Source organism: Sinomicrobium oceani, assembly GCF_900119185.1.
Taxonomy (GTDB): Bacteria; Bacteroidota; Bacteroidia; order Flavobacteriales; family Flavobacteriaceae; genus Sinomicrobium; species Sinomicrobium oceani.
Map to the genome: position 1 here is coordinate 255,760 of NZ_FPJE01000001.1, position 24,095 is coordinate 279,854.

The 24,095-nt window shown below is 45.4% G+C and carries 24 protein-coding genes; 6 read left to right on the plus strand and 18 right to left on the minus strand.

The annotated features are described in order from the left end of the window. Positions 1-83: 83 nt before the first annotated feature. The 12 genes from BT112_RS01075 to recR form a co-directional block, all read right to left on the minus strand. On the minus strand, positions 84-3,323 hold the full coding sequence (locus BT112_RS01075; RefSeq protein WP_072315446.1) for a S41 family peptidase: 3,240 nt from the start codon (positions 3,321-3,323) through the stop codon (positions 84-86). Between the two features lie 341 nt (positions 3,324-3,664). Beyond that, a complete protein-coding gene (ftsY, locus tag BT112_RS01080) occupies positions 3,665-4,618 on the minus strand; it encodes a signal recognition particle-docking protein FtsY (protein WP_072315447.1) in 954 nt (317 codons plus the stop codon). Between the two features lie 204 nt (positions 4,619-4,822). After that, complete coding sequence (locus BT112_RS01085) at positions 4,823-4,972, minus strand: DUF4295 domain-containing protein (protein WP_072315448.1); 150 nt, start codon at positions 4,970-4,972, stop codon at positions 4,823-4,825. Between the two features lie 40 nt (positions 4,973-5,012). Next, a complete protein-coding gene (gene rpmG, locus BT112_RS01090) occupies positions 5,013-5,195 on the minus strand; it encodes a 50S ribosomal protein L33 (protein ID WP_072315449.1) in 183 nt (60 codons plus the stop codon). Positions 5,196-5,221: 26 nt separating this feature from the next. After that, positions 5,222-5,458, minus strand: a complete 237-nt coding sequence (gene rpmB, locus BT112_RS01095; protein ID WP_072315450.1) for a 50S ribosomal protein L28 — start codon at positions 5,456-5,458, stop codon at positions 5,222-5,224. Positions 5,459-5,533: 75 nt separating this feature from the next. Next, complete coding sequence (locus BT112_RS01100; RefSeq protein ID WP_072315451.1) at positions 5,534-6,781, minus strand: competence/damage-inducible protein A; 1,248 nt, start codon at positions 6,779-6,781, stop codon at positions 5,534-5,536. Then, on the minus strand, positions 6,781-7,119 hold the full coding sequence (locus tag BT112_RS01105; protein WP_072315452.1) for an Hpt domain-containing protein: 339 nt from the start codon (positions 7,117-7,119) through the stop codon (positions 6,781-6,783). The genes BT112_RS01100 and BT112_RS01105 overlap by 1 nt, the downstream gene beginning before the upstream one ends. A gap of 48 nt (positions 7,120-7,167) precedes the next feature. Then, the gene (locus BT112_RS01110) at positions 7,168-7,776 is read right to left on the minus strand and encodes a fumarylacetoacetate hydrolase family protein (protein ID WP_072315453.1); all 609 of its coding nucleotides are present in this window, start codon (positions 7,774-7,776) and stop codon (positions 7,168-7,170) included. 87 nt (positions 7,777-7,863) lie between these two features. Continuing rightward, positions 7,864-8,034: a hypothetical protein gene (locus tag BT112_RS21720; RefSeq protein WP_175545718.1), complete on the minus strand. Its 171-nt coding sequence runs from the start codon at positions 8,032-8,034 to the stop codon at positions 7,864-7,866. Between the two features lie 238 nt (positions 8,035-8,272). After that, positions 8,273-9,049 carry a 3'-5' exonuclease gene (locus BT112_RS01115; protein WP_072315454.1) on the minus strand — a complete coding sequence of 259 codons (777 nt, stop codon included), beginning with the start codon at positions 9,047-9,049 and terminating at the stop codon, positions 8,273-8,275. A 195-nt stretch (positions 9,050-9,244) separates the two neighbouring features. Then, positions 9,245-10,582 (minus strand): dihydrolipoamide acetyltransferase family protein, encoded by a 1,338-nt coding sequence (locus BT112_RS01125; RefSeq protein ID WP_072315456.1) that lies wholly within the window; start codon positions 10,580-10,582, stop codon positions 9,245-9,247. Between the two features lie 124 nt (positions 10,583-10,706). Further along, positions 10,707-11,324 (minus strand): recombination mediator RecR, encoded by a 618-nt coding sequence (gene recR / locus BT112_RS01130; RefSeq protein WP_072315457.1) that lies wholly within the window; start codon positions 11,322-11,324, stop codon positions 10,707-10,709. A gap of 135 nt (positions 11,325-11,459) precedes the next feature. Here recR and BT112_RS01135 point away from each other — a divergent pair, with 135 nt between their 5' ends. The 6 genes from BT112_RS01135 (at position 11,460) to BT112_RS01160 (ending at position 17,388) form a co-directional block, all read left to right on the plus strand. Next, entirely contained in the window at positions 11,460-12,938 is a 1,479-nt protein-coding gene (locus BT112_RS01135) for a sodium:solute symporter (RefSeq protein ID WP_072315550.1), read from the plus strand. Between the two features lie 229 nt (positions 12,939-13,167). Further along, complete coding sequence (gene thrS, locus BT112_RS01140; protein WP_072315458.1) at positions 13,168-15,108, plus strand: threonine--tRNA ligase; 1,941 nt, start codon at positions 13,168-13,170, stop codon at positions 15,106-15,108. A 29-nt stretch (positions 15,109-15,137) separates the two neighbouring features. Further along, positions 15,138-15,701, plus strand: a complete 564-nt coding sequence (gene infC / locus BT112_RS01145; RefSeq protein WP_139275916.1) for a translation initiation factor IF-3 — start codon at positions 15,138-15,140, stop codon at positions 15,699-15,701. A gap of 27 nt (positions 15,702-15,728) precedes the next feature. Then, positions 15,729-15,926, plus strand: a complete 198-nt coding sequence (gene rpmI / locus BT112_RS01150) for a 50S ribosomal protein L35 (RefSeq protein ID WP_072315460.1) — start codon at positions 15,729-15,731, stop codon at positions 15,924-15,926. 122 nt (positions 15,927-16,048) lie between these two features. Continuing rightward, positions 16,049-16,393 carry a 50S ribosomal protein L20 gene (rplT, locus tag BT112_RS01155; RefSeq protein WP_072315461.1) on the plus strand — a complete coding sequence of 115 codons (345 nt, stop codon included), beginning with the start codon at positions 16,049-16,051 and terminating at the stop codon, positions 16,391-16,393. A gap of 173 nt (positions 16,394-16,566) precedes the next feature. Next, on the plus strand, positions 16,567-17,388 hold the full coding sequence (locus BT112_RS01160; RefSeq protein ID WP_072315462.1) for an HAD family hydrolase: 822 nt from the start codon (positions 16,567-16,569) through the stop codon (positions 17,386-17,388). Between the two features lie 11 nt (positions 17,389-17,399). On the opposite strand, the gene BT112_RS01165 is transcribed toward BT112_RS01160, so the two are convergent. The 6 genes from BT112_RS01165 to BT112_RS01190 all read right to left on the minus strand — a co-directional run bounded on the left by BT112_RS01165 (position 17,400) and on the right by BT112_RS01190 (position 24,084). Continuing rightward, entirely contained in the window at positions 17,400-17,822 is a 423-nt protein-coding gene (locus BT112_RS01165; protein WP_072315463.1) for a secondary thiamine-phosphate synthase enzyme YjbQ, read from the minus strand. Between the two features lie 34 nt (positions 17,823-17,856). Further along, complete coding sequence (locus tag BT112_RS01170; protein ID WP_175545720.1) at positions 17,857-19,116, minus strand: asparagine synthetase B; 1,260 nt, start codon at positions 19,114-19,116, stop codon at positions 17,857-17,859. 162 nt (positions 19,117-19,278) lie between these two features. After that, the gene (gene dnaB, locus BT112_RS01175) at positions 19,279-20,850 is read right to left on the minus strand and encodes a replicative DNA helicase (protein WP_072315464.1); all 1,572 of its coding nucleotides are present in this window, start codon (positions 20,848-20,850) and stop codon (positions 19,279-19,281) included. A 190-nt stretch (positions 20,851-21,040) separates the two neighbouring features. Next, positions 21,041-21,994, minus strand: a complete 954-nt coding sequence (locus tag BT112_RS01180; RefSeq protein WP_072315465.1) for an acetyl-CoA carboxylase carboxyltransferase subunit alpha — start codon at positions 21,992-21,994, stop codon at positions 21,041-21,043. Positions 21,995-22,079: 85 nt separating this feature from the next. Then, on the minus strand, positions 22,080-23,021 hold the full coding sequence (locus BT112_RS01185) for a DMT family transporter (protein WP_072315466.1): 942 nt from the start codon (positions 23,019-23,021) through the stop codon (positions 22,080-22,082). Beyond that, positions 23,008-24,084 carry an LptF/LptG family permease gene (locus tag BT112_RS01190; protein ID WP_072315467.1) on the minus strand — a complete coding sequence of 359 codons (1,077 nt, stop codon included), beginning with the start codon at positions 24,082-24,084 and terminating at the stop codon, positions 23,008-23,010. The genes BT112_RS01185 and BT112_RS01190 overlap by 14 nt, the downstream gene beginning before the upstream one ends. Positions 24,085-24,095 lie beyond the last annotated feature (11 nt).

Below are 24,095 nucleotides of genomic sequence, written 5' to 3' on the forward strand. Positions count from 1 at the left end.
CAAAAGTACGGAAGATGCGCGACATATATGCAGTATCGTCTAAAAATTAAAAAGCCCGGGACAGTGCGCCGGGCTTTCTTATTTTATTTTATCTCTTTCAGCAATTCCCTCACAGCTGCTTCCAGCTGGGTATCTTTCCCTTTCAGGAAATCGTTGTAAGGCAACGGCACAAGAATATCCGGATTTAACTCCAGGTTCTCGGTAGGCCGCCCTTCTTTTCCTATCGTAGCCACCATAGGTATCCCGAATATGATAGAAGGATCGATCTGGCGTTCCCACCACACCGCAGTTCCGGTACCTGCTACAGGCATCCCGACCAGTTTACCGATACCATTCTGTTTGTACACATACGGAAAGATAAAGGCATCACTGTAATTTCCCTCGCTCATCACCACGATACTCGGCTTGTTCCATCTCGACATGGGTTCTCCTCCTTTGACCACATGTCCTTGCGGGGCAAACTTCAGATACTCTTTACCGCTCAGAAAGGTATTGAGATCATCGTGCAGCCAGCCTCCCCCATTGAACCGGGTATCGACGACCAGGGCTTTTTTGTCCAGGTTTTTACCGAGTACATTTTCGTAAACATCCCGGAAACTTCCGTCATTCATTCCCTGTACGTGAACATAACCGAGTTTTCCGCCACTGAGAGAATCTACCATCTTCTCCATGGTCTTTACCCATCGGCGATACATAAGACGGTTTTCTTCACCGAGTGAAACGGGCTTTACCGACTCTTCGAAAGCAGTTCCTTTACGCTTGAGGGTAAGTAATACGTTTTTATCCCTGATATTCAACAGGTATTTGTTCCAGTTTTCTCCGGCAGCGATCTCGTGACCATTGATCTTCACCAGAATATCACCCGCTTGTATCTTGCTGTGTGCAGTGTTGAGCGGACCACCGGAAATTACCTCGGAAATCCGGATACCCTCGCCTTTATACGTTTCGTCGAACAACAGCCCGAGGGAGGCTGTATGATCTCCTTTGGCTCCACTTGCATAATAACGTCCACCGGTGTGGGAAGCGTTGAGCTCTCCAAGAAGCTCGCTGAGCAATTCCTGGAAATCATAATTGTTGTTAATATAAGGCAGAAATTTTGCATATTCGTCATGATACATCTTCCAGTCGATCCCGTGAATTTCCGGATCGTAGAATTTCTTTTTCACCTGCCTCCACATGTGCTCAAACATATAGCCTCGCTCCGCAGCCGCATCGACGGCCATATCGGCATCAATGGCTATGCTCTCCACTTTTCCGCTGGAAGCATCTACTTTAACGAGCTTACCGCGGTTGCTCAGGTATAAGGTCTTGCCATCTTCACTGATCTCAATACCGCTGGGGCTTCCTCCCATTTTGGCGAGTACCTTGGTCTCGTGGGTACGCGGTTCGGTCACCCAGAGGTCATACCCTTTCTCAAAAGACGCCAGGTAAAATACCTTATCACCTTCTTTACTTAACACATAATCGCTGATGCTTGAACTGTTTATCGTAAGTTTCACCTTACGATTGTCCAGGTTTTCAAGATCGAGAACAAGAGTTTTGTCTTTGTCTTCCTTCTTCCTTTTATCTTTTTTTCCTGATTTTTTATCCTCTTTCTCTTCTTTATCTTTCTTTTCTTCCTCCTCTTTTTCTTTAAGAAGCTCAAACTCTTCCTTACTCAGCGCAAAGCGGTCATAGGCTTCCTGATCGAAAAAAACGGCGTAGATATCCGATTCTCTGCTTCCCTGGTAAGCCAGTGATTTTCTACCTTCACGGCTACTCATATAGGTCATCATTTTACCTTCCATCGCCCATTTAGGGGCATCTTCGCCGAAACCTCCGTTAATAGGATAAAATATCTCCCCGGTACCGTCGGCCTTGATCAGGGCAGTGTTGTGCCTTATAAAATACCCTTTACTGTCGTCTACCAGCAACCATTTGCTGTCCGGGCTCCACTGAAACGACCAGTCACCGTCGCTATACGAAAAATTGTGTCCTTCGGGCAGCACGGTAACTTTTTTACCACTGTCTACATCGAGGACCTGGAGTATATTACGTTCTTCGACAAAAGCAATTTTCTTTCCGTCGGGGGCGTATTGCGGCTGAAACTCTTCAGCCTCCGTTGCGATGACCGCTTCGGTTTCCAGAATAGTCGCCGCATAAAAATATTTTTCATCCGGACGGCGGAGCGTAACCTTATAAATATTCCAGCTACCGTCTCTCTCCCCGGAAAAAAGCAAGGTCTTTCCGTCGGGAGACCAGTTGATCATTCTTTCCTGCTCCGGTGTATTGGTCACCCTTTTTGTTCTGGCATCATCGATCCCCGTTACAAATACCTCACCGCGATTTACAAAGGCTATTTCTTTTCCGTTGGGGTTCACTGCAAATTCGGTTACACTACTGATGTCAAGATTTTCCAGGACCTGGAACGCCGCATCATCCATAACTTTTATATCCAGCTTCACCGGTTGCCCTCCGGGCTTTAGGGTGTACACATCGCCTTTCCATGTAAAAGAAAGTGTATTATCGCCTGAAATACTCAGATGTCTTACGGGAAAACCCGAAAAAGAAGTGAGTTGTTTTTCGGTATTATCCGTCAGGGATACGGCATAAATATTCTGGGTTTTATCCTTTTCGTTCAGATAATATACCGTTTGACCATCGGAACTGAAAACCGGTTCGCGGTTTTCTCCATCGAAGTTACTTATTTTCCGGTAACTGTTTGCCTTGGTATCGAATATCCAGATATCCCTGGTTACTCCGGAAGTGTGATGCTTCCTCAACGGATCTTCGTAACCTTTACGGTCTTCGAAAACAATCCTGCTGCCTTTGCCGTCATATCTGGCCTCACTTACTCCTGCCGCAGTGACAAGCACAGGCCTTCCTCCTTCTACGGGGATGGTATACAGGTTATTAAAAAGTCTTGCCATAGGGAACCGCACACTGGCAGAGGGCGCATTACGGCCACTTCCGAAAAGCACTGTACTGTTGTCGGGAGCAAAATCATACGGAAAATCATCCGAACTGTTATAAGTAAGCCTTACCGGGGTTCCCCCGGTCGCAGGCATGCTGTAGACATCGAAATTACCATAACGGTCACTTGCAAAAGCTATAGTTTTTCCGTCATGGCTCCATACGGGACGCATGTTATAGGCACTACCTACCGTAATCGGGGTGGCTGTACCACCACCGGCATTTACCTTGTACAGGTTACCCATGTAACCGAAGATTATAGTCTTTCCGTCCGGAGATATCGAAGGGTACCTCAGCCAACGGGCATTGTCCTGCGCAAATACAAACCCGGTCAGAAGACCGATCATCAGCGTCAAAGTAATTTTTTTCATTAAGAAATACGATTTAATTTTTATCAGAAATATGTTAGTATATTATAAAGAGACGAATATTAACACTTTTCGTTACATCCATCTCTCCCAATTAACACTATTTAACGTTAATATGGTCGCGACACAAAACCTCTGAGATACGCTGACTTTCTTTCGTAATGAAGAATACAGCAGGCACGTCCGGCAAAAGAGCTATAGAAGAATTTGATTTTCAACTCCTAAAACCGCACTACGGCAACATATCGACTACAAACTGCCAAACAGGAAGCCCGCTATGATTTTCATAACGGGCTTTCTGTTTAACGATCTATACTGCGCTCCTCCGGGCAGTATACGCCATGTTATTTGAAGAAAGAATCTACGAATTCGTACTTGTTAAAGACCTGGAGATCTTCGATCCCTTCGCCGACCCCGATATACTTTACCGGTATACGGAATTGATCGGATATTCCGATCACCACGCCGCCTTTAGCGGTTCCGTCCAGTTTGGTCACTGCCAGCGAGGTAACCTCCGTAGCTTTGGTAAACTGCCTGGCCTGCTCAAAGGCGTTTTGCCCTGTAGATCCATCCAGTACCAGTAACACATCGTGAGGGGCATCTTCCACCACTTTCTGCATGACTCTTTTTACCTTGGACAGCTCATTCATCAGGTTTACCTTATTGTGCAATCGCCCGGCCGTATCGATGATAACCACATCCGCATCCTGTGTAACTGCCGATTTCAGGGTATCAAAAGCTACGGAAGCGGGGTCACTACCCATACTCTGTTTTACGATAGGGACATCTACACGATCGGCCCAGATCTGCAACTGATCTATAGCTGCAGCACGAAAGGTATCGGCAGCACCGAGTACAACTTTCTTACCTTGCTTCTTAAACTGATATGCCAGTTTACCTATGGTTGTTGTCTTTCCGACTCCATTGACACCGACCACCATTATGATATAGGGCTTTTTATCTTCGGGAACACTGAATTCGGTGGCTTCCCCGGAATTGGTTTCGGAAAGCAGCCCTGCAATCTCTTCACGAAGTATGCGATTCAGTTCATCCGTTCCCAGGTATTTATCTCTTGAAACCCGTTCTTCAATCCGCTCTATCACTTTAAGTGTAGTATGAACTCCTACGTCACTGCTCACCAGGACTTCTTCGAGATTATCGAGAACTTCATCATCTACTTTAGACTTTCCGGCTACCGCTTTGCTCAGCTTACCGAAAAAACTGGTTTTGCTCTTCTCCAGTCCCTTATCCAGGGTTTCCTTTTTTTCTGAAGAGAATATTTTCTTAAATAAATTCATTGACAGGACTATTGGGTTGTCGTATTACGGTCCTGAAGCTATAGGTTTGCAGACAGTTTTCTGAAGTTCACACTGCCCTCTTCCCGGCATGTTTACCGGAAGAAAAAATAGCTTTGACGACCTTACACCCTTCAAAGATATAAAAACAAAAAGCTACTTCCGATATGAAAGTAGCTGATATATGAAAATATTGTGAACTTTTTACTATTTGCTCAACCAGTTATCGACCAATGAAGGATCCATCACCGATTCTACAAAAGTATATGCGCCTGTTTTAGGAGATTTTACCATTTTTATGGCTTTGCTCAATCTCTTTGATTTTGTCTGTAAGGATGCTACGGTTTTCTTTGCCATGACTCTAACATTATTTGATCTCTTCTACGAAGATATCCAATTATTTAATTTCTTTATGAACGGTCATTCTCTTCAGGATCGGGTTGAATTTTTTGACTTCCAACCTGTCCGGAGTATTCTTTTTATTCTTGGTCGTAATGTATCTTGATGTTCCAGGCATACCGGACTCCTTGTGCTCGGTGCACTCTAATATAACCTGAATTCTGTTACCTTTCTTTGCCATCTCTCTATGCTTTTCTTAAAAAACGATTATTTGTAATATCCTTTAGCCCTCGCTTCTTTCAACACCGCGGATATACCTTTTTTATTGATGGTCTTCAATGCTGAAGTAGAGACCTTCAAAGTGACCCAACGGTCTTCTTCGGGAATATAAAAGCGCTTTTTGGTAAGGTTCACGTTAAATTTACGCTTTGTCTTGTTCATTGCGTGAGAAACATTGTTCCCCACCATTGCCTTTTTTCCGGTAAGCTCACAAACTCTTGACATTCTTCTATACTTTTGTGTTATCTAAAAACAGGGTGCAAATTAACGAATTTTTTCACTGATAGCCAAATACGTGAACTAATTTTTTAAAATTTCTTTCCAAAGCATTTCAAGCCCTTTATTCACGGCCTTATTTATGACTTTTTCCCGAAGGTTTCCGAAATTAAATTTTTCCACATACACGCTGTCCGGTGTTGCTATTCCTATATATACGGTACCGATATCCGCATCCGAATCTCCTTTTTCCGGCCCTGCATTACCCGTGGTGGATATGGCATAATCCGCACCAAAAACCTGTTGTGCTCTTGCAGCCATTGCCCCGGCCACTTCCGCACTCACCACAGTATGTTCGGCGATAAGGTGTTGTGGAACTCCGAGAACATCTACTTTTACCGCAGTGGCGTAGCTTACTATCCCCCCCCGGAAATACCCCGAAGCTCCCGGAACTGCGGTAAGTTGCTCTGCGATCTTCCCACCGGTACAGCTTTCTGCAGTTGCCAGGGTCTGTCGTTTTCCGGCAAGTGCTTTTCCTACCAGTACCTCGAGAGGATCATCGTGCTCTATATCGTAAATAATGTCTCCGATCAGTGCATACAGTTTTTTTACTTCCTCTTCTACCGCTTTATCTATATGCTCCTTATCCGGACCTTTACCCGTAAGCCTTAAGCGTACTTTCCCTATTTGCGGCAGATAAGCAAGTCTTATAAACGCAGGTAAAGCATCTTCCCAGGCCGCTATGGTATTGGCTATATCGCTTTCGCCCATCCCATAGGTTATGATCGTGCGATGCAATATATACGGACGGGAATACACCTGCTGTAACCGGGGTAAAACTTCTGCCTGTATAAGCTGCTCCATTTCATAAGGAACTCCCGGAAGCGATATATATACGGTCCCCTCCTTTTCCAGCCACATCCCCGGAGCGGTGCCATACCTGTTCATCAATATTTTCGCGCTCGACAGCACCATGGCCTGCCCGCGGTTAAGATCGGAAATAGGTGTATTGATATGCCGGGCAAATAGCTCCTCTATATGTTGTAACACTCCCTTGTCCTTTACCAGAGTATCCCCGAAAAATTCGCAAAGGGCATGTTTGGTCACATCATCTTTGGTCGGCCCAAGTCCTCCTGTAATGATAATAACCTCGGCACGGTGGCGTGCTTCTTCGAGGGTTTTCAGGATGTGTTGTTTTTCATCCTGCACGGATGTGATCTGGTAGACAGATATCCCTATTTTATTGAGTTCCGAAGCTATATATGCCGAATTGGTATCTATGATCTGCCCGATGAGGAGTTCATCTCCGATAGTAATAATCTCTGCCTGCATTAAAGTCCGAAATCCGTTTCTAATTCCTTGATTACATCGCCTACTTCCGTTTTGGCTTTGGCAAACATTTCCCTGATAGCTTCTATATCTATTGCTTCCTTGGCTTTGGCTTCTATACGGCGCATGAGTGCGGTAGAATTTTCCATCCCCAGCAGGTCTACATTAGGTTTCAGTTTATGAGCGTGTTTGTACACCTCCTCAAAATCGCCCGCCTGAACAGCTTTTTCCAGCTTGCCCAGATCTTCGGGGGTCTCTTCTATAAATACGACAACCACGGAAACGATGAAGTCCTGGTCTCCGCCGGACAATTCCTCGAGTTTTTCTAAACTGTAAGGCATAATATAAATTTTAAACGTATGAACTGTACTTGGAATGGGATTACATCACTACTTTACACGAAAGGAAAAAGCCTTCTGTCCTTCCAGGAAGCCCTCAAGAATATCTCCTGCACTTACCTTTCCTACCCCGGCCGGCGTACCCGTAAATATGATATCCCCTCTTTTTAGGGTAAAGTACCGGGAAACATACGCGATAAGTTCGTTTACTTTCCACAGCATAAGCGCCGTATTTCCGTCCTGTACGGTTTTACCGTTTTTTTCCAGATGAAAACGAACAGCATCGATATCCGGAAATTCTGTCTTGGGCCTCCATCCTCCCGTTACGGCAGAATCGTCAAAGGCTTTTGCCTTTTCCCAGGGCAGTCCTTTTTCCTTGAGTCTGGCCTGCACATCCCTGGCCGTAAAGTCTATCCCCAATCCTACCTCCTCATAATACTTATGTGCAAACACAGGATCTATATGCTTGCCGACCTTATCGATCTTTATAAGCAACTCCACTTCGTAATGCAAATCATTACTGAAATCAGGTATGTAAAAATCCTTTCCCCTGAACAGGGCGGTATCGGGTTTCATGAATATCACGGGGTCGGAGGGCCGCTCATTGGCCAGCTCCGCAATGTGATCCGTATAATTTCTTCCTATACAGATTATCTTCATCTGTCACTTCATTTTTATTGCAGGAGTCCTGCTGAATTCTATAATACAAACCGATATGAACCGGGACAATCCGCCGGAGATCGGTTTTCATTTTGTTAGTTTGATCCGGAATGCCGGAACAGGTATCCGCCACCCGAAAACCGGATCGGAAGTATAAAGCCTGTTCATTTTTCTCCAGCCGTCGGCACTTCGGTAATAGGTCTCAGAGCTGTCTTTTTCGCGTTCGAGGACTCCCTTGCATACAGCTGCATATTTCACAAAATCAATTTTCAATTCATCCTGAGCCTGCACATCTGCCTCCGGCGGACTCTACCTAAACCTCCCCTCCCCTGCACATCGGACGAAGCCCCTAAAGTTTCACCTACAAGAAGAAGCCTTACAAAAGGGATCGGTTCGCCGGTCATTTCGTTTTTACACTTTCTGTAATGACGTGTTCCCCGGAAACGAATCCGAAAGAAAGGAACAGGAACATACACAGGTTTCTTTTCACGTTGGTTCAAGAGAGTTTATTATTGAGTTTACGGAGCTTTATACCGGTCAGTACTTTTTTGGTATACAGGGGAAAATCGGCATTGAGCAGCCATCCGAAATAACCGGGTTCCTGATCCAGTACTTCTTCGACCAGTCTTCCTTTGTGTTTCCCGAAGGAAAAGATCTCTGCCCCGTCTTCGTTATAGGTGATATATCCTGCAAAATCCACAGTTTGTTTACGCGTTGTAAATTCGGAGAGGAATTTGATGTCGTTTTCCAGATCCTCGTACCTGTCGAGCTGTGATTTGAGCACTTCATAGGTAGCTGTGGTATCCGCCTCTGCGGAATGGGCATTTTCCAGTGTTTTATCGCAATAAAATTTATAAGCGGCTTCCAGCGTTCGCTTTTCCATCGTATGAAAAATAGTCTGCACATCTACCGCAAGCCTGTTTTTCATTTCAAAATCCACCTCGGCACGCAACATCTCTTCGGCGAGCAGGGGAATATCAAAACGATTGGAATTGTACCCGGCAAGGTCACTGTCTTTGATCATGTTGTAAATGTCCCTGGACAATTGCTTAAAGGTAGGTTCATTAGCTACCTTTTCGTCGGAAATACCGTGAATTGCCGTAGAGTGTTCAGGGATGGGCATTTCCGGGTTCACCAGCCATGTCCGGCTTTCCTTATTCCCATTGGGAAATACTTTAAGGATCGATATTTCTACGATCCGGTCTTTGGCAACATCGGTCCCGGTGGTTTCCAGGTCAAAAAAACAAATAGGTCTGGTGAGTTTAAGTTCCATTACTGCTATTAAAAATTTCGTGTATCTAAATTATGGTAAATATACAGATTGCAAAAGAAAACCCCGAACAAGTCCGGGGTTTTTCGCATTAATTTATCGTATTTCAGTCCTGTCGGCTTTACCGGGAACTCCCGTTTACCGGCTAAGACCAGATCCGGGGTTTCCTGTAACGATGTCCGTACAGAACCATTTCTCTTATATTGTCCTTTCGACATCCCAATCCTCGAGATAATCGGCTACTCTTTTTACAAACATTCCTCCGAGCGCCCCGTCTACTACCCTATGATCATAGCTGTGAGACAGGAACATCCGGTGTCTTATCCCGATAAAATCTCCCTCGGGGGTCTCGATCACCGCGGGTACTTTACGGATAGCGCCGAGAGCCAGTATCCCTACCTGGGGCTGATTGATAATCGGTGTACCCATAATACTTCCGAAAGTTCCCACATTGGTAACGGTATACGTACCATCCTGTACTTCATCCGGTTTCAGTTTGTTTTCCCGGGCTCGCTTAGCCAGATCGTTTACCTGTTTAGCCAATCCTACAAGGTTCAACTGGTCGGCATTACGTATTACCGGCACGATAAGATTACCGTTGGGCAATGCCGCTGCCATTCCGAGGTTTATGTTTTTCTTTTTGATGATCGTATCACCGTCCACGGAAATATTCATCATCGGAAAATCGCGGAGCGCACGGGCTATGGCCTCCATAAAAATAGGAGTAAACGTCAGTTTCTCTCCCTCTCGCTTCTCAAATTCCGCTTTCTTTTTATTCCGCCAGTTTACGATATTGGTCACATCTACTTCTACAAAACTCTGTACGTGGGCAGAAGTCTGCACACTTTGTATCATGTGGTGAGAAATCAGCTTACGCATGCGGTCCATCGCAATGATCTCATCTTCTCCACTGGCTATGGCAACCGGGGAAGCGGATTTGACAGAAGATGCTCCTATGCTCTTGGCTTCGCCGGGTACGGAACGGGGCGAAGGCTGTTTTTGTTTTCCGCGGTTTTCCAGGTAACCGAGAATATCATTCTTAGTTACTCTGCCGTCCTTTCCGGTTCCCGGAACTCCTTCGAGTTCTTCCGGAGAAATCTCTTCTTCTTTAGCTATATTTTTTACTAATGGCGAATAAAACCTTTCGGAATCCGAATAATCAACCGATCCGGAAGCGACAGGTGACACGGTTTCTTTTGCCGTATCAAAAGTCTTCTCCACCTCGGCTACCGCTGCATCCGGCACTTCACTTTCCTCGTTCTGTGCTACAGGCATAACGGCATTTCCCCCCTCTCCTTCCGTCTCTATTATGGCAATTACTTCTCCAACCTGAACGACATCGTCCACATCAAAGCGTTTTTCCAACAGCACCCCTTCTACTTCACTGGGCACTTCGGAATCTACCTTATCCGTAGCGATCTCCAAAACTGCCTCATCCATTTCAATGGTGTCTCCGACTTCTTTAAGCCATGATGTAATCGTTGCCTCCGCAACACTTTCCCCCATTTTGGGCAATTTAAGTTCAAATTTTGCCATATTAATATTTTAAAGATGCTTTATCGTTTTCAGATTGCAAAATTAATCAAAAAAACCGTTTTTTACTGAAAATAAAATATTTTATCTTCTTCACTGCACTCCTCCGCAACACATGATTTCCCACCTATCCTTTCAGAGAGTTTTCGAACGGAATACGGTGCAATATACTTCGCCCGAGGGTGATCTCGTCTGCATATTCGAGCTCATCCCCTACGGCTATGCCCCGGGCAATGGTTGAAGTCGCCACGCCGTAAGGCGCTATCTGCTTGTAAATATAAAAATTGGTAGTATCACCTTCCATGGTAGAACTCAATGCAAAAATCACCTCCCTGACCTTACCTGCCTTTACCTTATCTATTAACGTAGAAATGTTCAAATTATTCGGTCCGACCCCGTCGAGAGGGGATATTTTTCCACCCAGCACATGATACAATCCCTGATACTGGCTCGTATTCTCTATAGCCATGACATCGCGGATATCTTCTACCACACAAACCAGGGACTCGTCCCTTTTGGGGCTGGCACAGATCTCGCAAAGTTCGGTATCGGAAATATTGTGACAGTTCCTGCAATATTTAACGTCGTTCCTCAGATGATGTAATGCCAGAACCAGTCTTTCCGTCTGTTCGGAAGGCTGTCGCAAAAGATGCAATACAAGCCTCAATGCTGTTCGCTTACCTATACCCGGAAGCTGCGACATCTCCCGGACCGCATTTTCCAATAGTTTAGAGGAGAATTCCATAGCGGCAAAAATACGAAATACGAAAGAGATTTAACAGCCTTTCGGTTATTATCTCGGTGAAAAACTCGTTTACAGGCCGCATAGCCCGAAAGCATTCTTTTTTGTACTTTGGTCACGAATTTTTTTGACTTTTTTATGCAACCGGCACATATACTCCTCATCATCGCCGCATACTTCGGCGTGCTCATCCTCATCTCCTATCTCACCGGAAAAGGCGGAGACAGTAATGAAACATTTTTTAAAGCAAAGCGACAGTCACCCTGGTATGTGGTTGCTTTCGGTATGATAGGAGCCTCCCTGAGCGGGGTAACCTTTATCTCGGTGCCCGGATGGGTAGAAGCCTCCCAGTTCAGCTACATGCAGGTCGTCCTGGGATATATCCTGGGATATCTTATCATCGGCACGGTACTCCTGCCCCTGTATTACCGACTGAACCTTACTTCCATCTACACCTATCTCGGAGAGCGTTTCGGAAGTAACAGCTATAAAACAGGCGCTTCCTTTTTTCTGATATCAAGGGTTGTGGGCGCCAGTTTCCGGTTGTTCCTCATTGCCAATGTACTCCAGGTCATCCTATTCGATGACATGGGTATTCCGTTCTGGGCTACAGTCACCCTCACCATTATACTCATCTGGCTGTACACGTTTAAATCCGGAATAAAAACCATCGTCTGGACCGATACCCTGCAAACCTTATTTATGCTTATTGCCGTAGGGGTTGCCACGTATTCGGTTTGTCAGGACCTCGGTTTAGGAAACACCGGGATCCTGGAATACGTTACGCAAAGCGACCTCTCCAGGATGTTTTTCTTTGACGATTTCAAGAGTGCGGACTATTTCTGGAAACAGTTTTTCTCCGGGGCCTTTATCGCTGTGGTCATGACCGGACTGGACCAGGATATGATGCAGAAAAACCTCACCTGTAAAAGTCTGAAAGATGCGCAGAAGAACATGTTCTGGTTTACGATCGTACTGACTGTCGTGAACTTTTTCTTTCTGGCCCTCGGTCTTTTGCTCACGGTATATGCACAACAAAACGGCGTCGATGCCCATAAGGACGATCTCTTTCCGGTACTGGCGAAGGATTATCTCGGCACAGGCGTTTTTGTCTTTTTCCTGATCGGACTTATTGCCGCAGCCTACAGCAGTGCCGACAGCGCTCTGACCTCACTGACAACCTCGTTCAGTGTGGATATACTGGATATAGAAAATCGATATGAGGAGAAAAAACAGGTACGTATCCGGAAAAGGGTACATATCCTCACCTCCATACTCCTCATCCTCGTGATCATCACTTTTAAATATATTATCCGGAATGAAAGTGTCATAGCCAAGCTATTTGTTTTTGCGGGCTATACTTACGGTCCGCTGCTCGGGCTTTACAGCTTCGGACTTTTTACCCGGTGGAAAGTACGGGACAAACTCGTACCGCTGGTGGCCGTGATGTCCCCGATACTCTCGTATGTAATTGCCGCTTTCCTGCAGAACCAATACCATTTCGATTTCGGATTTTTTATCATTATACTCAACGGATTCCTGACGTTCTGCGGTCTCACACTGCTGATCCGTAAAAACCCGGGAACTCCCATAACCGTATCGACCGCAAAACCTTAAAAAGTCCGTCACTCATCTTCCCGGGCTCCGGGACGCCACACAAGTGCCGTCCCGACAAAATCAATTTATTCCCCGGAATATAAGGTATTCGGAAGGATTGGAAGTACCTGCCGGGGAGGAACATTTTGTGCTCTTACGAAATATCCTTTACGTTAATTATTTTAAACATGCACTTATGTTGCATGCTTGCGTACTTCCCCTTATCTTTGCACCTTAAAATTAAAAATTAATGATTGAGATTACCTTACCTGACGGATCTGTGAAGGAGTTTCCGAAAAACTCCACTCCTATGGACGTAGCCAAAAGCATAAGTGAAGGTTTGGCGCGCAATGTTATTTCCGCAAGCTTTAACGGCACAACGGTGGAAACGGCAACCCCATTGACCACAGATGGTAATCTCACCTTATTTACCTGGAACGACGCTGCCGGTAAAAAAGCATTCTGGCATTCTTCCGCTCACGTGCTCGCACAGGCGCTCGAGGAACTCTATCCCGGAGTAAAACTGACTATCGGTCCGGCTATTGACAATGGCTTTTATTACGATGTCGACCCGGGTGACCAGAGCATCTCGGAAAAAGACTTCCCGGCCATAGAAAAGAAAATGCTCGATATCGCCAGGGGCAAATACGATTACAGGATGCGATCGGTCACCAAAGCCGAAGCACTCGATTACTATAAAAAACAGCATAACGAATACAAGGTAGAGCTTATCGAAAACCTGGAGGACGGTACGATCACTTTCTGCGACCATTCCACTTTTTCCGATCTCTGCCGTGGCGGGCACATTCCGAATACAGGCATTATCAAAGCGGTAAAACTGCTGAATACGGCAGGTGCCTACTGGAGAGGAAACGAAAACAACAAACAGCTGACCCGTATTTACGGTATTTCTTTCCCGAAACAGAAGGAACTTACGGAATACCTGCATCTGCTCGAAGAAGCTAAAAAAAGGGATCACAGAAAGCTCGGAAAAGAACTGGAACTTTTTACGTTCTCACCCAAAGTGGGACAAGGACTCCCGTTATGGCTTCCGAAAGGGGCGGCACTCCGGGAGCGCCTGGAGAATTTCCTGAAGAAAGCTCAGAAAAAAGCGGGCTACGAACAAGTCGTTTCCCCCCATATCGGGCAAAAGGAACTGTATGTAACGTCAGGGCATTATGCCAAATACGGTGAAGACAGCTTTCAGCCGATCCACACTCCTCACGAAGGAGAGGAATTCCTGCTGAAGCCGATGAACTGTCCGCATCACTGCGAGATCTACAATGCCAGACCCTGGAGCTATAAAGAGCTGCCCAAAAGATATGCCGAATTCGGTACTGTTTACCGTTACGAACAGAGCGGGGAGCTTCACGGACTTACACGGGTAAGAGGTTTTACACAGGATGACGCTCACATTTTCTGTACTCCAGATCAGCTCGATGCGGAATTCAAAAATGTCATCGACCTGGTTCTGTATGTTTTCGGTTCCCTCGGTTTTGAGAACTTTACCGCACAGGTATCGTTACGTGACCCCGAAAATCCCGGAAAATATATCGGCTCCAACGAAAACTGGGAGAAAGCAGAACAGGCTATCATCAATGCTGCAAAAGAAAAGGGATTAAATTACGTTATAGAAACAGGAGAAGCTGCTTTCTACGGGCCTAAACTGGATTTTATGGTCAAAGATGCCCTCGGAAGAAGCTGGCAACTCGGTACGATCCAGGTAGATTACAACCTGCCGGAACGTTTCGATCTTTCGTATAAGGGAAGTGACAACGAACTGCACCGTCCCGTAATGATTCACAGAGCTCCCTTCGGTAGTATAGAACGTTTTGTAGCCATACTTTTGGAGCATACGGCAGGCAATTTCCCGTTGTGGCTCATGCCTGACCAGGCTATCATACTCTCTATCAGCGAGAAATATGAAAAATATGCCGAAAAAGTTTTAAATTTATTAGAAAATTACGAAATTCGCGCCCTAATCGATAACCGAAATGAGACTATCGGCAAGAAGATCAGGGAAGCTGAAATGAATAAAATACCCTATATGCTGATTGTCGGTGAGAATGAAGAAAAAGAAGGAACCATTTCGGTAAGGAAGCACGGTGAAGGCGATTTAGGCGCTATAACCGTAGATGCTTTCGCCAAAATTGTAGAAGAGGAAATAAACCGAACTTTAAAACAATTTTAAAACGAAGTTTAATTAAAAATCTGTAAGCCATAGCAATTAAAAGAAGATTCAACAGAAACCGTCCGAACCAAAGAGAGGACAAAAATCCACACCGGACCAATAGAGATATCCGTGTACCGGAAGTTCGTCTGGTGGGAGACAATGTAGAAACAGGTGTTTACCCGACTAAAGCGGCCCTTGCCCAGGCAGAAGAACTTGGACTGGACCTGGTTGAAATTTCACCCAAAGCTGCCCCACCTGTTTGTAAGATCATGGATTACAAAAAATTCCTTTACGAACAGAAGAAACGGGAAAAGGTTTTAAAGGCAAAAGCTGCCAAGATTGTAGTTAAAGAGATTCGTTTTGGCCCCCAAACCGATGAACACGATTACGAATTCAAAAAGAAACACGGCGAAAAATTCCTGAAAGACGGAGCTAAATTAAAAGCTTATGTTTTCTTTAAGGGACGTTCTATAGTGTATAAAGACCAGGGAGAAATACTATTACTCCGCCTGGCACAGGATCTGGAAGAATACGGAAAAGTAGAACAGATGCCGAAACTGGAAGGTAAGCGTATGACTATGTTTATCGCTCCTAAGAAGAGTAAAAAATAAGCGAAATAATTTAAATAATTAGGAATTATGCCTAAGATGAAAACCAAATCCAGCGCCAAAAAGCGTTTTAAGCTTACCGGTTCTGGTAAAATCAAAAGAAAGCACGCTTTTAAAAGCCACATTCTGACAAAGAAAAGCAAAAAGCGTAAGCTTGCGTTAACACACAGTACCCTGGTACACGACAACGATGTTAACAGCATCAAAGAACAGTTACGTTTAAAATAATTGTTCTTTACGGTTCGTATTATTGTATAACCCTGGAGTCAGGCAAAGTATTTCGCTATCTATTACGATAGCTTTATTTTAAAAGTACCTTTCAGGTCGCCTGCTACAAAAAACAAAAAATTATGCCAAGATCAGTAAATTCAGTAGCCTCAAGAGCCCGCAGAAAAAAAATCATGAAGCAGGCCAAAGGTTACTACGGGAGACGTAAAAACGTTTGGACAGTTGCCAAAAACGCGGTTGAAAAAGCCATGCTGTATTCGTACAGAGACCGCAAAAACAAAAAGAGAACTTTCCGTGCACTGTGGATCACCCGTATCAATGCAGGTGCCCGTTTACACGGATTGTCTTACTCACAGTTTATGGGTAAATTAAAAGCCGGGAACATCGAACTGAACCGTAAGGTTCTGGCCGACCTCGCTATGAATCACCCGGAAGCTTTCAAGGCAATCGTAGAAAAAGTAAAATAAACGTCATTAACAATATTTCGCTTATTAAAAATCCGGCCAAAAGCCGGATTTTCTCATATATAGGGTATCGGCAATAACAGGAAAACATGACGGATAATCCCCCGAAATAACAGGCAATTAACAATCGCCCTCCCCGTATTGCGTACTTTTACATTTAAAAAATTGCATTTCTTATGGATCTCTCTGGAATAAAACTCATAGCCACCGATATGGATGGCACCCTGCTCAATTCGGAAAGTATCGTTAGCGAACGTTTTTTCCGGATTTTCGAAGAACTCCGTCAGCACGACATTCACTTCGTAGCAGCCAGCGGACGGCAGTATCACAGCATCGTAGACAAACTCCGTCCTATTACCGATGATATCACTATTATCGCGGAAAACGGTGCTATTGCAAAACAGCGGGAAAAAGAAATCCTCATCACCCCGCTTCCGGTATCGGTTATCAAAGACACCATCGAGCTCCTGAAACCTCTCGACGATGCTTATATGGTAGTCTGTGGTAAAGAGAGGGCTTATATACGACCGGGAAACACCGCATTCGAAAATATGTTCCGCGAGTATTATCACGAATACACAACGGTGTCCGACCTGGGGAATATCCGCAATGATGAATTCCTCAAAATAGCCATATACAGCTTCGGAGGATCGGAAAAAACCATTTATCCGCATGTAAAACATCTCGAAAAGACGCTACAGGTTAAAGTATCGGGAGAGTTTTGGCTGGATATTTCGAGTCCGGAAGCCAACAAAGGACATGCGCTGCAACTTTTACAGGAACAACTCGGCATCGGCAAAGAAGAAACGATGGTGTTCGGGGACTACAACAATGACCTGGAAATGATGGAACAGTCCTATTTTTCCTTTGCGATGGAAAATGCACATCCCAACGTACTCGGTAAAGCAAGGTTCAAAACACTTTCCAACGACAACAACGGCGTAGAACACATTCTCGAAAAGCTGCTGGAAGCCAAAAAAGTTGGGATAGCCCGGTAAAAGTAGGGCTGCTATGTACCGAATGCAGTAACAACCACACTCCGGCTACCGCCGTAATCGCGGTGCTCGCAGAGGTATATACCCTGCCAGGTACCGAGATTAGGCCTTCCGGAGGTGATGGGGATCTGCACGGAACTTCCCATGAGAGAAGCCTTGATGTGTGCCGGCATATCATCGGGTCCTTCCAGCGTATGCACGTAATACGGTTCGTTTTCGGGCACTGCTACATTCATAAAGCTCTCCAAATCTTTCCGGACCGACGGATCGGCATTCTCGTTTATGGTAAGACCTGCAGAGGTATGTTTTATAAAAACCTGCAACTGCCCTACCCGGATATCGCGGATTCCGGGAATAGCCCCAAGAATCTCTTCCGTAATCAGGTGGAACCCTCTTTTTCTTGGCTTGAGCCGTATTTCTTCCTGTAAAAAAAGCATAATCAGATATTTTTGACCGTATTCACCATTGGGATCAGGTTTTCTGTTTCTTTTTCTTTGCAGCCGGAAAGAGAATATTATTAAGGATCAGGCGATAGCCGGGCGAATTAGGGTGCAATTCCAGTTCGGTTTTCGGGTCTCCTACCCTGTGCTGATAATCTTCCGGGTCGTGACCCCCGTAAAACGTAAAAAAGCCTTTTCCCTTCACTCCGTGAATATACCTCGCTTCGCCATTGGCTTTATTCGCTCCCAGTATCAATACCGGCGACTTGATCTGCTCGCCGTTAAAGCTCGTGGTTTGCCCCATAAACCCCTTGATCAGGGCCGTATGATTCTGGCACAACATGGTAGGTACGGGATCCCATTTGGCCGAAAACTCCATAAGGGAAAAATAATCGACCTCCTTGGCTATACGCCTTCGCTCGGTCATGTCTATGGAAGAAAATTCATAGACATTTGGATCGCGTTCCAACGTAAAACCGGTAAACGCGAAGGTCTTCCCATAATCTATTCTGGATTGATAATTGGGATCGGAAGGGTCGCCGTCGAACATGGGTTCACAAATATCCACTCCTTCCGCAGAAAGGGCGATATCAAAGCTATCCGTAGCGGAACACATGGCAAACATAAAACCTCCGCCCACAACAAAATCCCTGATCTTAAGCGCTACGGCCAATTTGGATTCGGAGACCTTATCAAAACCGAGCTTTGCCGCACGCTCTTCGGCTTCCTTTTTTTGCTGGATATACCAGGGCGCCATTTTGTAAGCCCGGTAGAATTTTCCGTACTGCCCGGTAAAATCTTCATGATGCAGGTGCAGCCAGTCATACATGGGAAGCTTATCGGCCAGCACCTCCTCATCATACACAACGTCGTAAGGTATTTCGGCATAAGTCAGCACCATGGTTACCGCATCGTCCCAGGGCGGATTATCTTTTGGGGAATACACTACGACCTTCGGAGCTTTTTCGAGAATTACGGCCTCCTGGTTTTTGGCAGGACTACTGATCTCCGTCAGTAACTTTTCTGCTTCGGCATCCGAAAGTTCTTCATAGGACACTCCGCGTATCGTACACTCTTTACGAATGGCCCCGGTATCGGGCAACAGGAAAGACCCTCCGCGATAGTTGAGCAACCACTGCACTTTCATGCTTTTGGAGAGTGTCCAGTAAGCGATCCCATAGGCTTTCAGATGATTTTTCTGATATTCCGCATCCATCGGGACCAGTACATGCGAGGCCCGTACCGAAACGGCACACAGAAGGAACACTATGATAAAGAAAGTCCGGCACATCGTAAAGCCTGATCGCATAACAAAAGGTTTAAGTCCAAAGTTACGGAAAACGTTTGTAAATCTCCTTTCTTCGAAGCACTGTCATAAACACAAAATTCCGGACAAACCTGTCTGCCCGGAATTTTGTTGTATCTCTATATCTTGTGCTATCCATGCGGGGTATCAGAAGGGCACATCGCTGTCATCGTCCGGAGAAGGACCACTGTTCATGGAGCTTCCGAAAGCGTCTTCAGCACTGGGAAGACTTCCCGGATTGAAGCCGTCATCTTCCGAAGCATTCATTTTGGACTGAAATTCGAAGGGCGAATCAAAATCATCCAGGTTGTCGAACTTACCGAGATGCCCGATAAATTTCAGACGAATATTCTCCAGCCCACCGTTACGGTGTTTGGCTACGATAAACTCTCCCTGTCCCTGGGTAGGAGTACGTTCTTCATCGTCCCATTCTTCTATTTTATAGTATTCGGGACGGTATATAAAGGCTACGATATCCGCATCCTGCTCGATCGCTCCGGATTCCCTAAGGTCGGAAAGCAGTGGTCTCTTACTCCCTCCACGGGTCTCCACTGCCCGGGAAAGCTGCGAAAGTGCAATTACCGGGACGTCGAGTTCTTTGGCCAATGCCTTGAGGTTCCTGGATATCATGGAGATCTCCTGTTCACGGTTACCTCCTTTCTGACTTCCGCCGGCGGTCATCAGCTGCAGGTAGTCAATAATGATCATCCGGATACCGTGCTGAGACGCCAATCTTCTCGCCTTTGCCCTGAGGTCGAAGATCGATAAAGAAGGCGTATCATCTATAAATAACGGGGCTTTTTCCAGCGACTTCACTTTTACATTGAGCTGCTCCCATTCGTGTTTTTCGAGTTTTCCGGTACGCAGCTTTTCGGAAGACAAACCGGTTTCCGAAGAGATCAGACGGGTAATCAGCTGTACCGAAGACATCTCCAGAGAGAAAAATGCAACCGGCGTATTGGCATTGACAGCAATATTACGGGCCATGGAAAGCGTAAGTGCTGTTTTTCCCATACCGGGACGTGCTGCCACAATAATAAGGTCACTGGGTTGCCATCCGGAGGTCAGTTTATCGAGCTTGTCAAAACCGGAAGGAATACCACTGAGTCCTTCTTTATTGGATATTTCCTCAATCTTCTTTTTGGCCTGCATGACGAGGCTCTGTGCCGACTCCGAAGATTTCTTGATGTTTCCCTGTGTTACTTCATACAATTTGGCTTCGGCACTGTCGAGCAGGTCAAAAACATCCGTAGTTTCGTCATAGGCTTCTTCGATGATTTCCGCAGAAATCTTGATCAGGCTTCTCTGGATAAACTTCTGAAGAATGATCCGCGCATGAAATTCGATATGTGCCGACGAAGAGACCTTTTGCGTAAGCTGAATGAGGTAATAATCACCACCGACCGCCTCGAGCTTCCCGTCTTTCTTCAATTGCGAAGAAAGCGTAAGCAGATCTATGGGCTCCGTGTTTTCAAAGAGTTTTACAATAGCTTCGTAGATATAGCGATGCGCTTCTTTGTAAAACGCATCCGGGTGCAGGATATCGATAACCTCATCTACCCCTTTCTTATCAATCATCATTGCCCCCAACACTGCCTCTTCCAACTCCAGTGCCTGGGGAGGTAACTTCCCTTTCTCCAGGGGTATTATTCCCGATCTGCCCGAACTCATAGGCGCCTTTTCAATTTTAATTCCTGATACAGGGCTTGTTTTTTCCATAACCGCGAATGTAGAAAATGCTATGCTAACTATTAAATAATAGTATCAATTTATATTCACTCCTCATAAACATACAAGCTGTTAACAAGTTACAACTTTATGTTCATAATGTAAAAAAAACCGAAGCTATTTACTTCGGTTTGTAAGATGAATCTTCAAAAATGAGATTGTAACAGTTAATATCTCTGTGTTAATCTTTATAGACCCCCATGCCAGCGTATTTGTCCATACGCTCCTGCACGAGTTGCTCCGGGGTAAGTTTTTTCAGTTCTTCGTAATTTTCCGTAATCGCCTCGGCAACGGTTTTAAAGGTAGTCTCCCTGTCGGAATGTGCTCCTCCGAGGGGTTCTTTAATGATATCGTCTACCAGGTGTTGTTTTTTCATATCCTTGGCGGTGAGTTTTAGGGCTTCAGCCGCCTGCTCTTTATATTCCCAGCTACGCCAGAGAATAGAAGAACAGGATTCCGGAGATATTACGGAATACCAGGTATTTTCCAGCATAAGCACACGATCTCCCACACCTATACCCAATGCTCCTCCGGAGGCTCCCTCGCCTATAATAATAACGATCACAGGAACTTTCAGCCGCGTCATTTCCATAATATTCCTGGCAATGGCTTCTCCCTGCCCTCTTTCTTCGGCTTCGATACCCGGATAAGCTCCGGGGGTATCTACCAGGCACACGACGGGAACACCAAATTTCTCTGCCATTTTCATCAGTCGCAATGCTTTTCGGTATCCTTCGGGGTTAGCCATACCAAAGTTCCGGTACTGCCGGGTCTTGGTATTGTATCCTTTTTGCTGCCCTACGATCATAAAACTCTGACCATTGATCTTTCCAAGACCTCCTATCATTGCTTTATCATCCTTTACCGTACGGTCTCCATGCAGCTCCAGGAAAGTATCTCCGCACATTGCCCTCACATAATCGAGTGTATAAGGTCTCGAAGGATGCCTGGACAACTGAACCCGCTGCCATGCGGTCAGGTTCTTGTATATTTCTTTCTTTGTTTGTGTAAGTTTCTTGTCAATCTGCTTACAGGTTTCGGTCACATCTACATCACTTTCTTCTCCGATAACCCGGCACTTGGATAGTTGCTCCTCCAGCTCTTTGATGGGTAATTCAAAATCCAAATATTCCATTATCAATTAAATTTTGATTTGATTCAGCCTACAAACTTACGGATTTTTTTGTGTACAATTTACGGCCTTATCATTATTTATATCCCTACCGGCATATTCCGATATCCCCCGGAGGATCGATTCCGTTGCCTGCAGTGCTGTTTTTCTGACGTTTGCTTTCCTCCCGGTGTTTCAGCACGCCATTGGCCAATACCGTAATGAGAATAACAACCGCTCCGAGATAAAATTCGGGGTTCATTTTTTCGGTATCGCCCAGTATCATAAAAGCCAGAAGTATGCCATACACGGGTTCCATATTAATGGTCAGCATCACGGTATAAGGACTGATATACTTCATCACTTTTACGGAAGAAATCAGTGCGTATGCCGTACATACCGACGCGAGGACAAGCAGGTAAAGCCAGTCTTTCGGGGAAAGCATGATAAACCCGTCGGTAAAGACCTCTCCGCCCATACACACGGAAAGAAATGCTACCCCACTGAGCAACTCATAGAAGGAAATGACAGACGGACGGTATTGCTTCACAAATTTTCCATTCATCAGGGAAAATACCGAAGATAACAAGGCTGCAATAAGGGCCAGGACAATCCCTTCGACATAATCGGACCCTACCCGGAATATCAGGTATAAACCCAGGATAACAACCAGCCCCAGCACAAGCTCATACCAGATAACCCTTCGCTTATACCATATAGGTTCCAGCACCGAGGTAAACAGCGCCCCGGTAGATATCATGGCCAGCGTTACGGAAACATTGGAAACTTTTACCGCCATAAAGAAAGCCACCCAGTGGAGGGCCAGCACAACACCTGCAAGGATAAAGGCCAACAGGGTTCTCATCGGCACCCGTAAAGAAAAACCGCTATACCATATATACCCCCCTACAAAAAAGGTGGCCAGGACCATCCTATACCATACCAGCGGAATGGCATCGACGGTAATCAGAGCCCCGAGAACTGCCGTAAATCCCCATATAAACACAATAAGATGTAAGTGGAGATAATTCTTTTGATTATTGTTTAGCATTATTCAGCAGATAAATAGCCAGTATTCCGAATAAAATATTAGGGATGGCCGCCGCAAGAAGGGGAGAAAATCCCGATTGTTCGGCCATGGCCCCGAAGATCCGGTCGAAGAATATAAACACAAAGGCAAGGGCTATACCCAGAGCCAGGTTGACCCCCATACCTCCCCGTTTTTTCTTGGAAGATACCGCAACGGCAATAATGGTAAGTATAAATGCCGATACCGGCAGCCCCCAGCGTTTGTATTTTACCAGGAGATAGGTATTAATATTGGAAGACCCTTTCCTCCGCTCGTTATCGATAAACTTGTTGAGTTCGAAAAGGTTCTTGGTTTCTGCAATATACGAAACCGGTGTCAGATCATCCAGATTAAAGGAAAATATGGTGTCGAGCCTGCTCTCTTTTTGCAGGATATCATCGGTCTCCCCTACCCGGCGTTTCACATAGGAAGACAAACGGTATGTACTGTCTTTTTCTACCCACCTGATGTTTCGGGCCGATATTTTATACACCAGCCTCTCCCCGTCGAAATGTTCGAGCGTAAAATTGTACCCGATCTTGTTCCGGGGATCAAAACTGCTTACATAAATAAAATCGTTGTCGTTGATCTGGTTGTACAGATTGGTGGTTTCACGGTCCTGTTTTCCTTTTTTAAGGTATTTATAATAGAATTCCTTATATCCCTTACTGGCCGAGGGCACGATAAACATTCCCATAACAAAGGCTACCATGGCTACAACAGCAGCCCCCACAAGGTACGGGCGCAGAAAACGGGTATAGGGCACCCCCGAACTCAGTATCGCGGTAATTTCCGTATTATTAGCCAGCTTGGAGGTAAACCATATAATAGACAGGAACAGAAATATAGGAAATAACAGGTTTGCAAAATAAAAGGTAAAATTCACATAGTAGATAATAATCTCCGAGGTAGGCGCTTCCTGCTCGATCATTTTCCCTACTTTTTCCGAAAGGTCGATCATGATCCCTATAGGGATGAAAAGCAGGAGCATCACGGTAAAAGTCCCGAGATACCTTTTTATTATGTACCAATCCAATATTTTCACGACACCCTTAG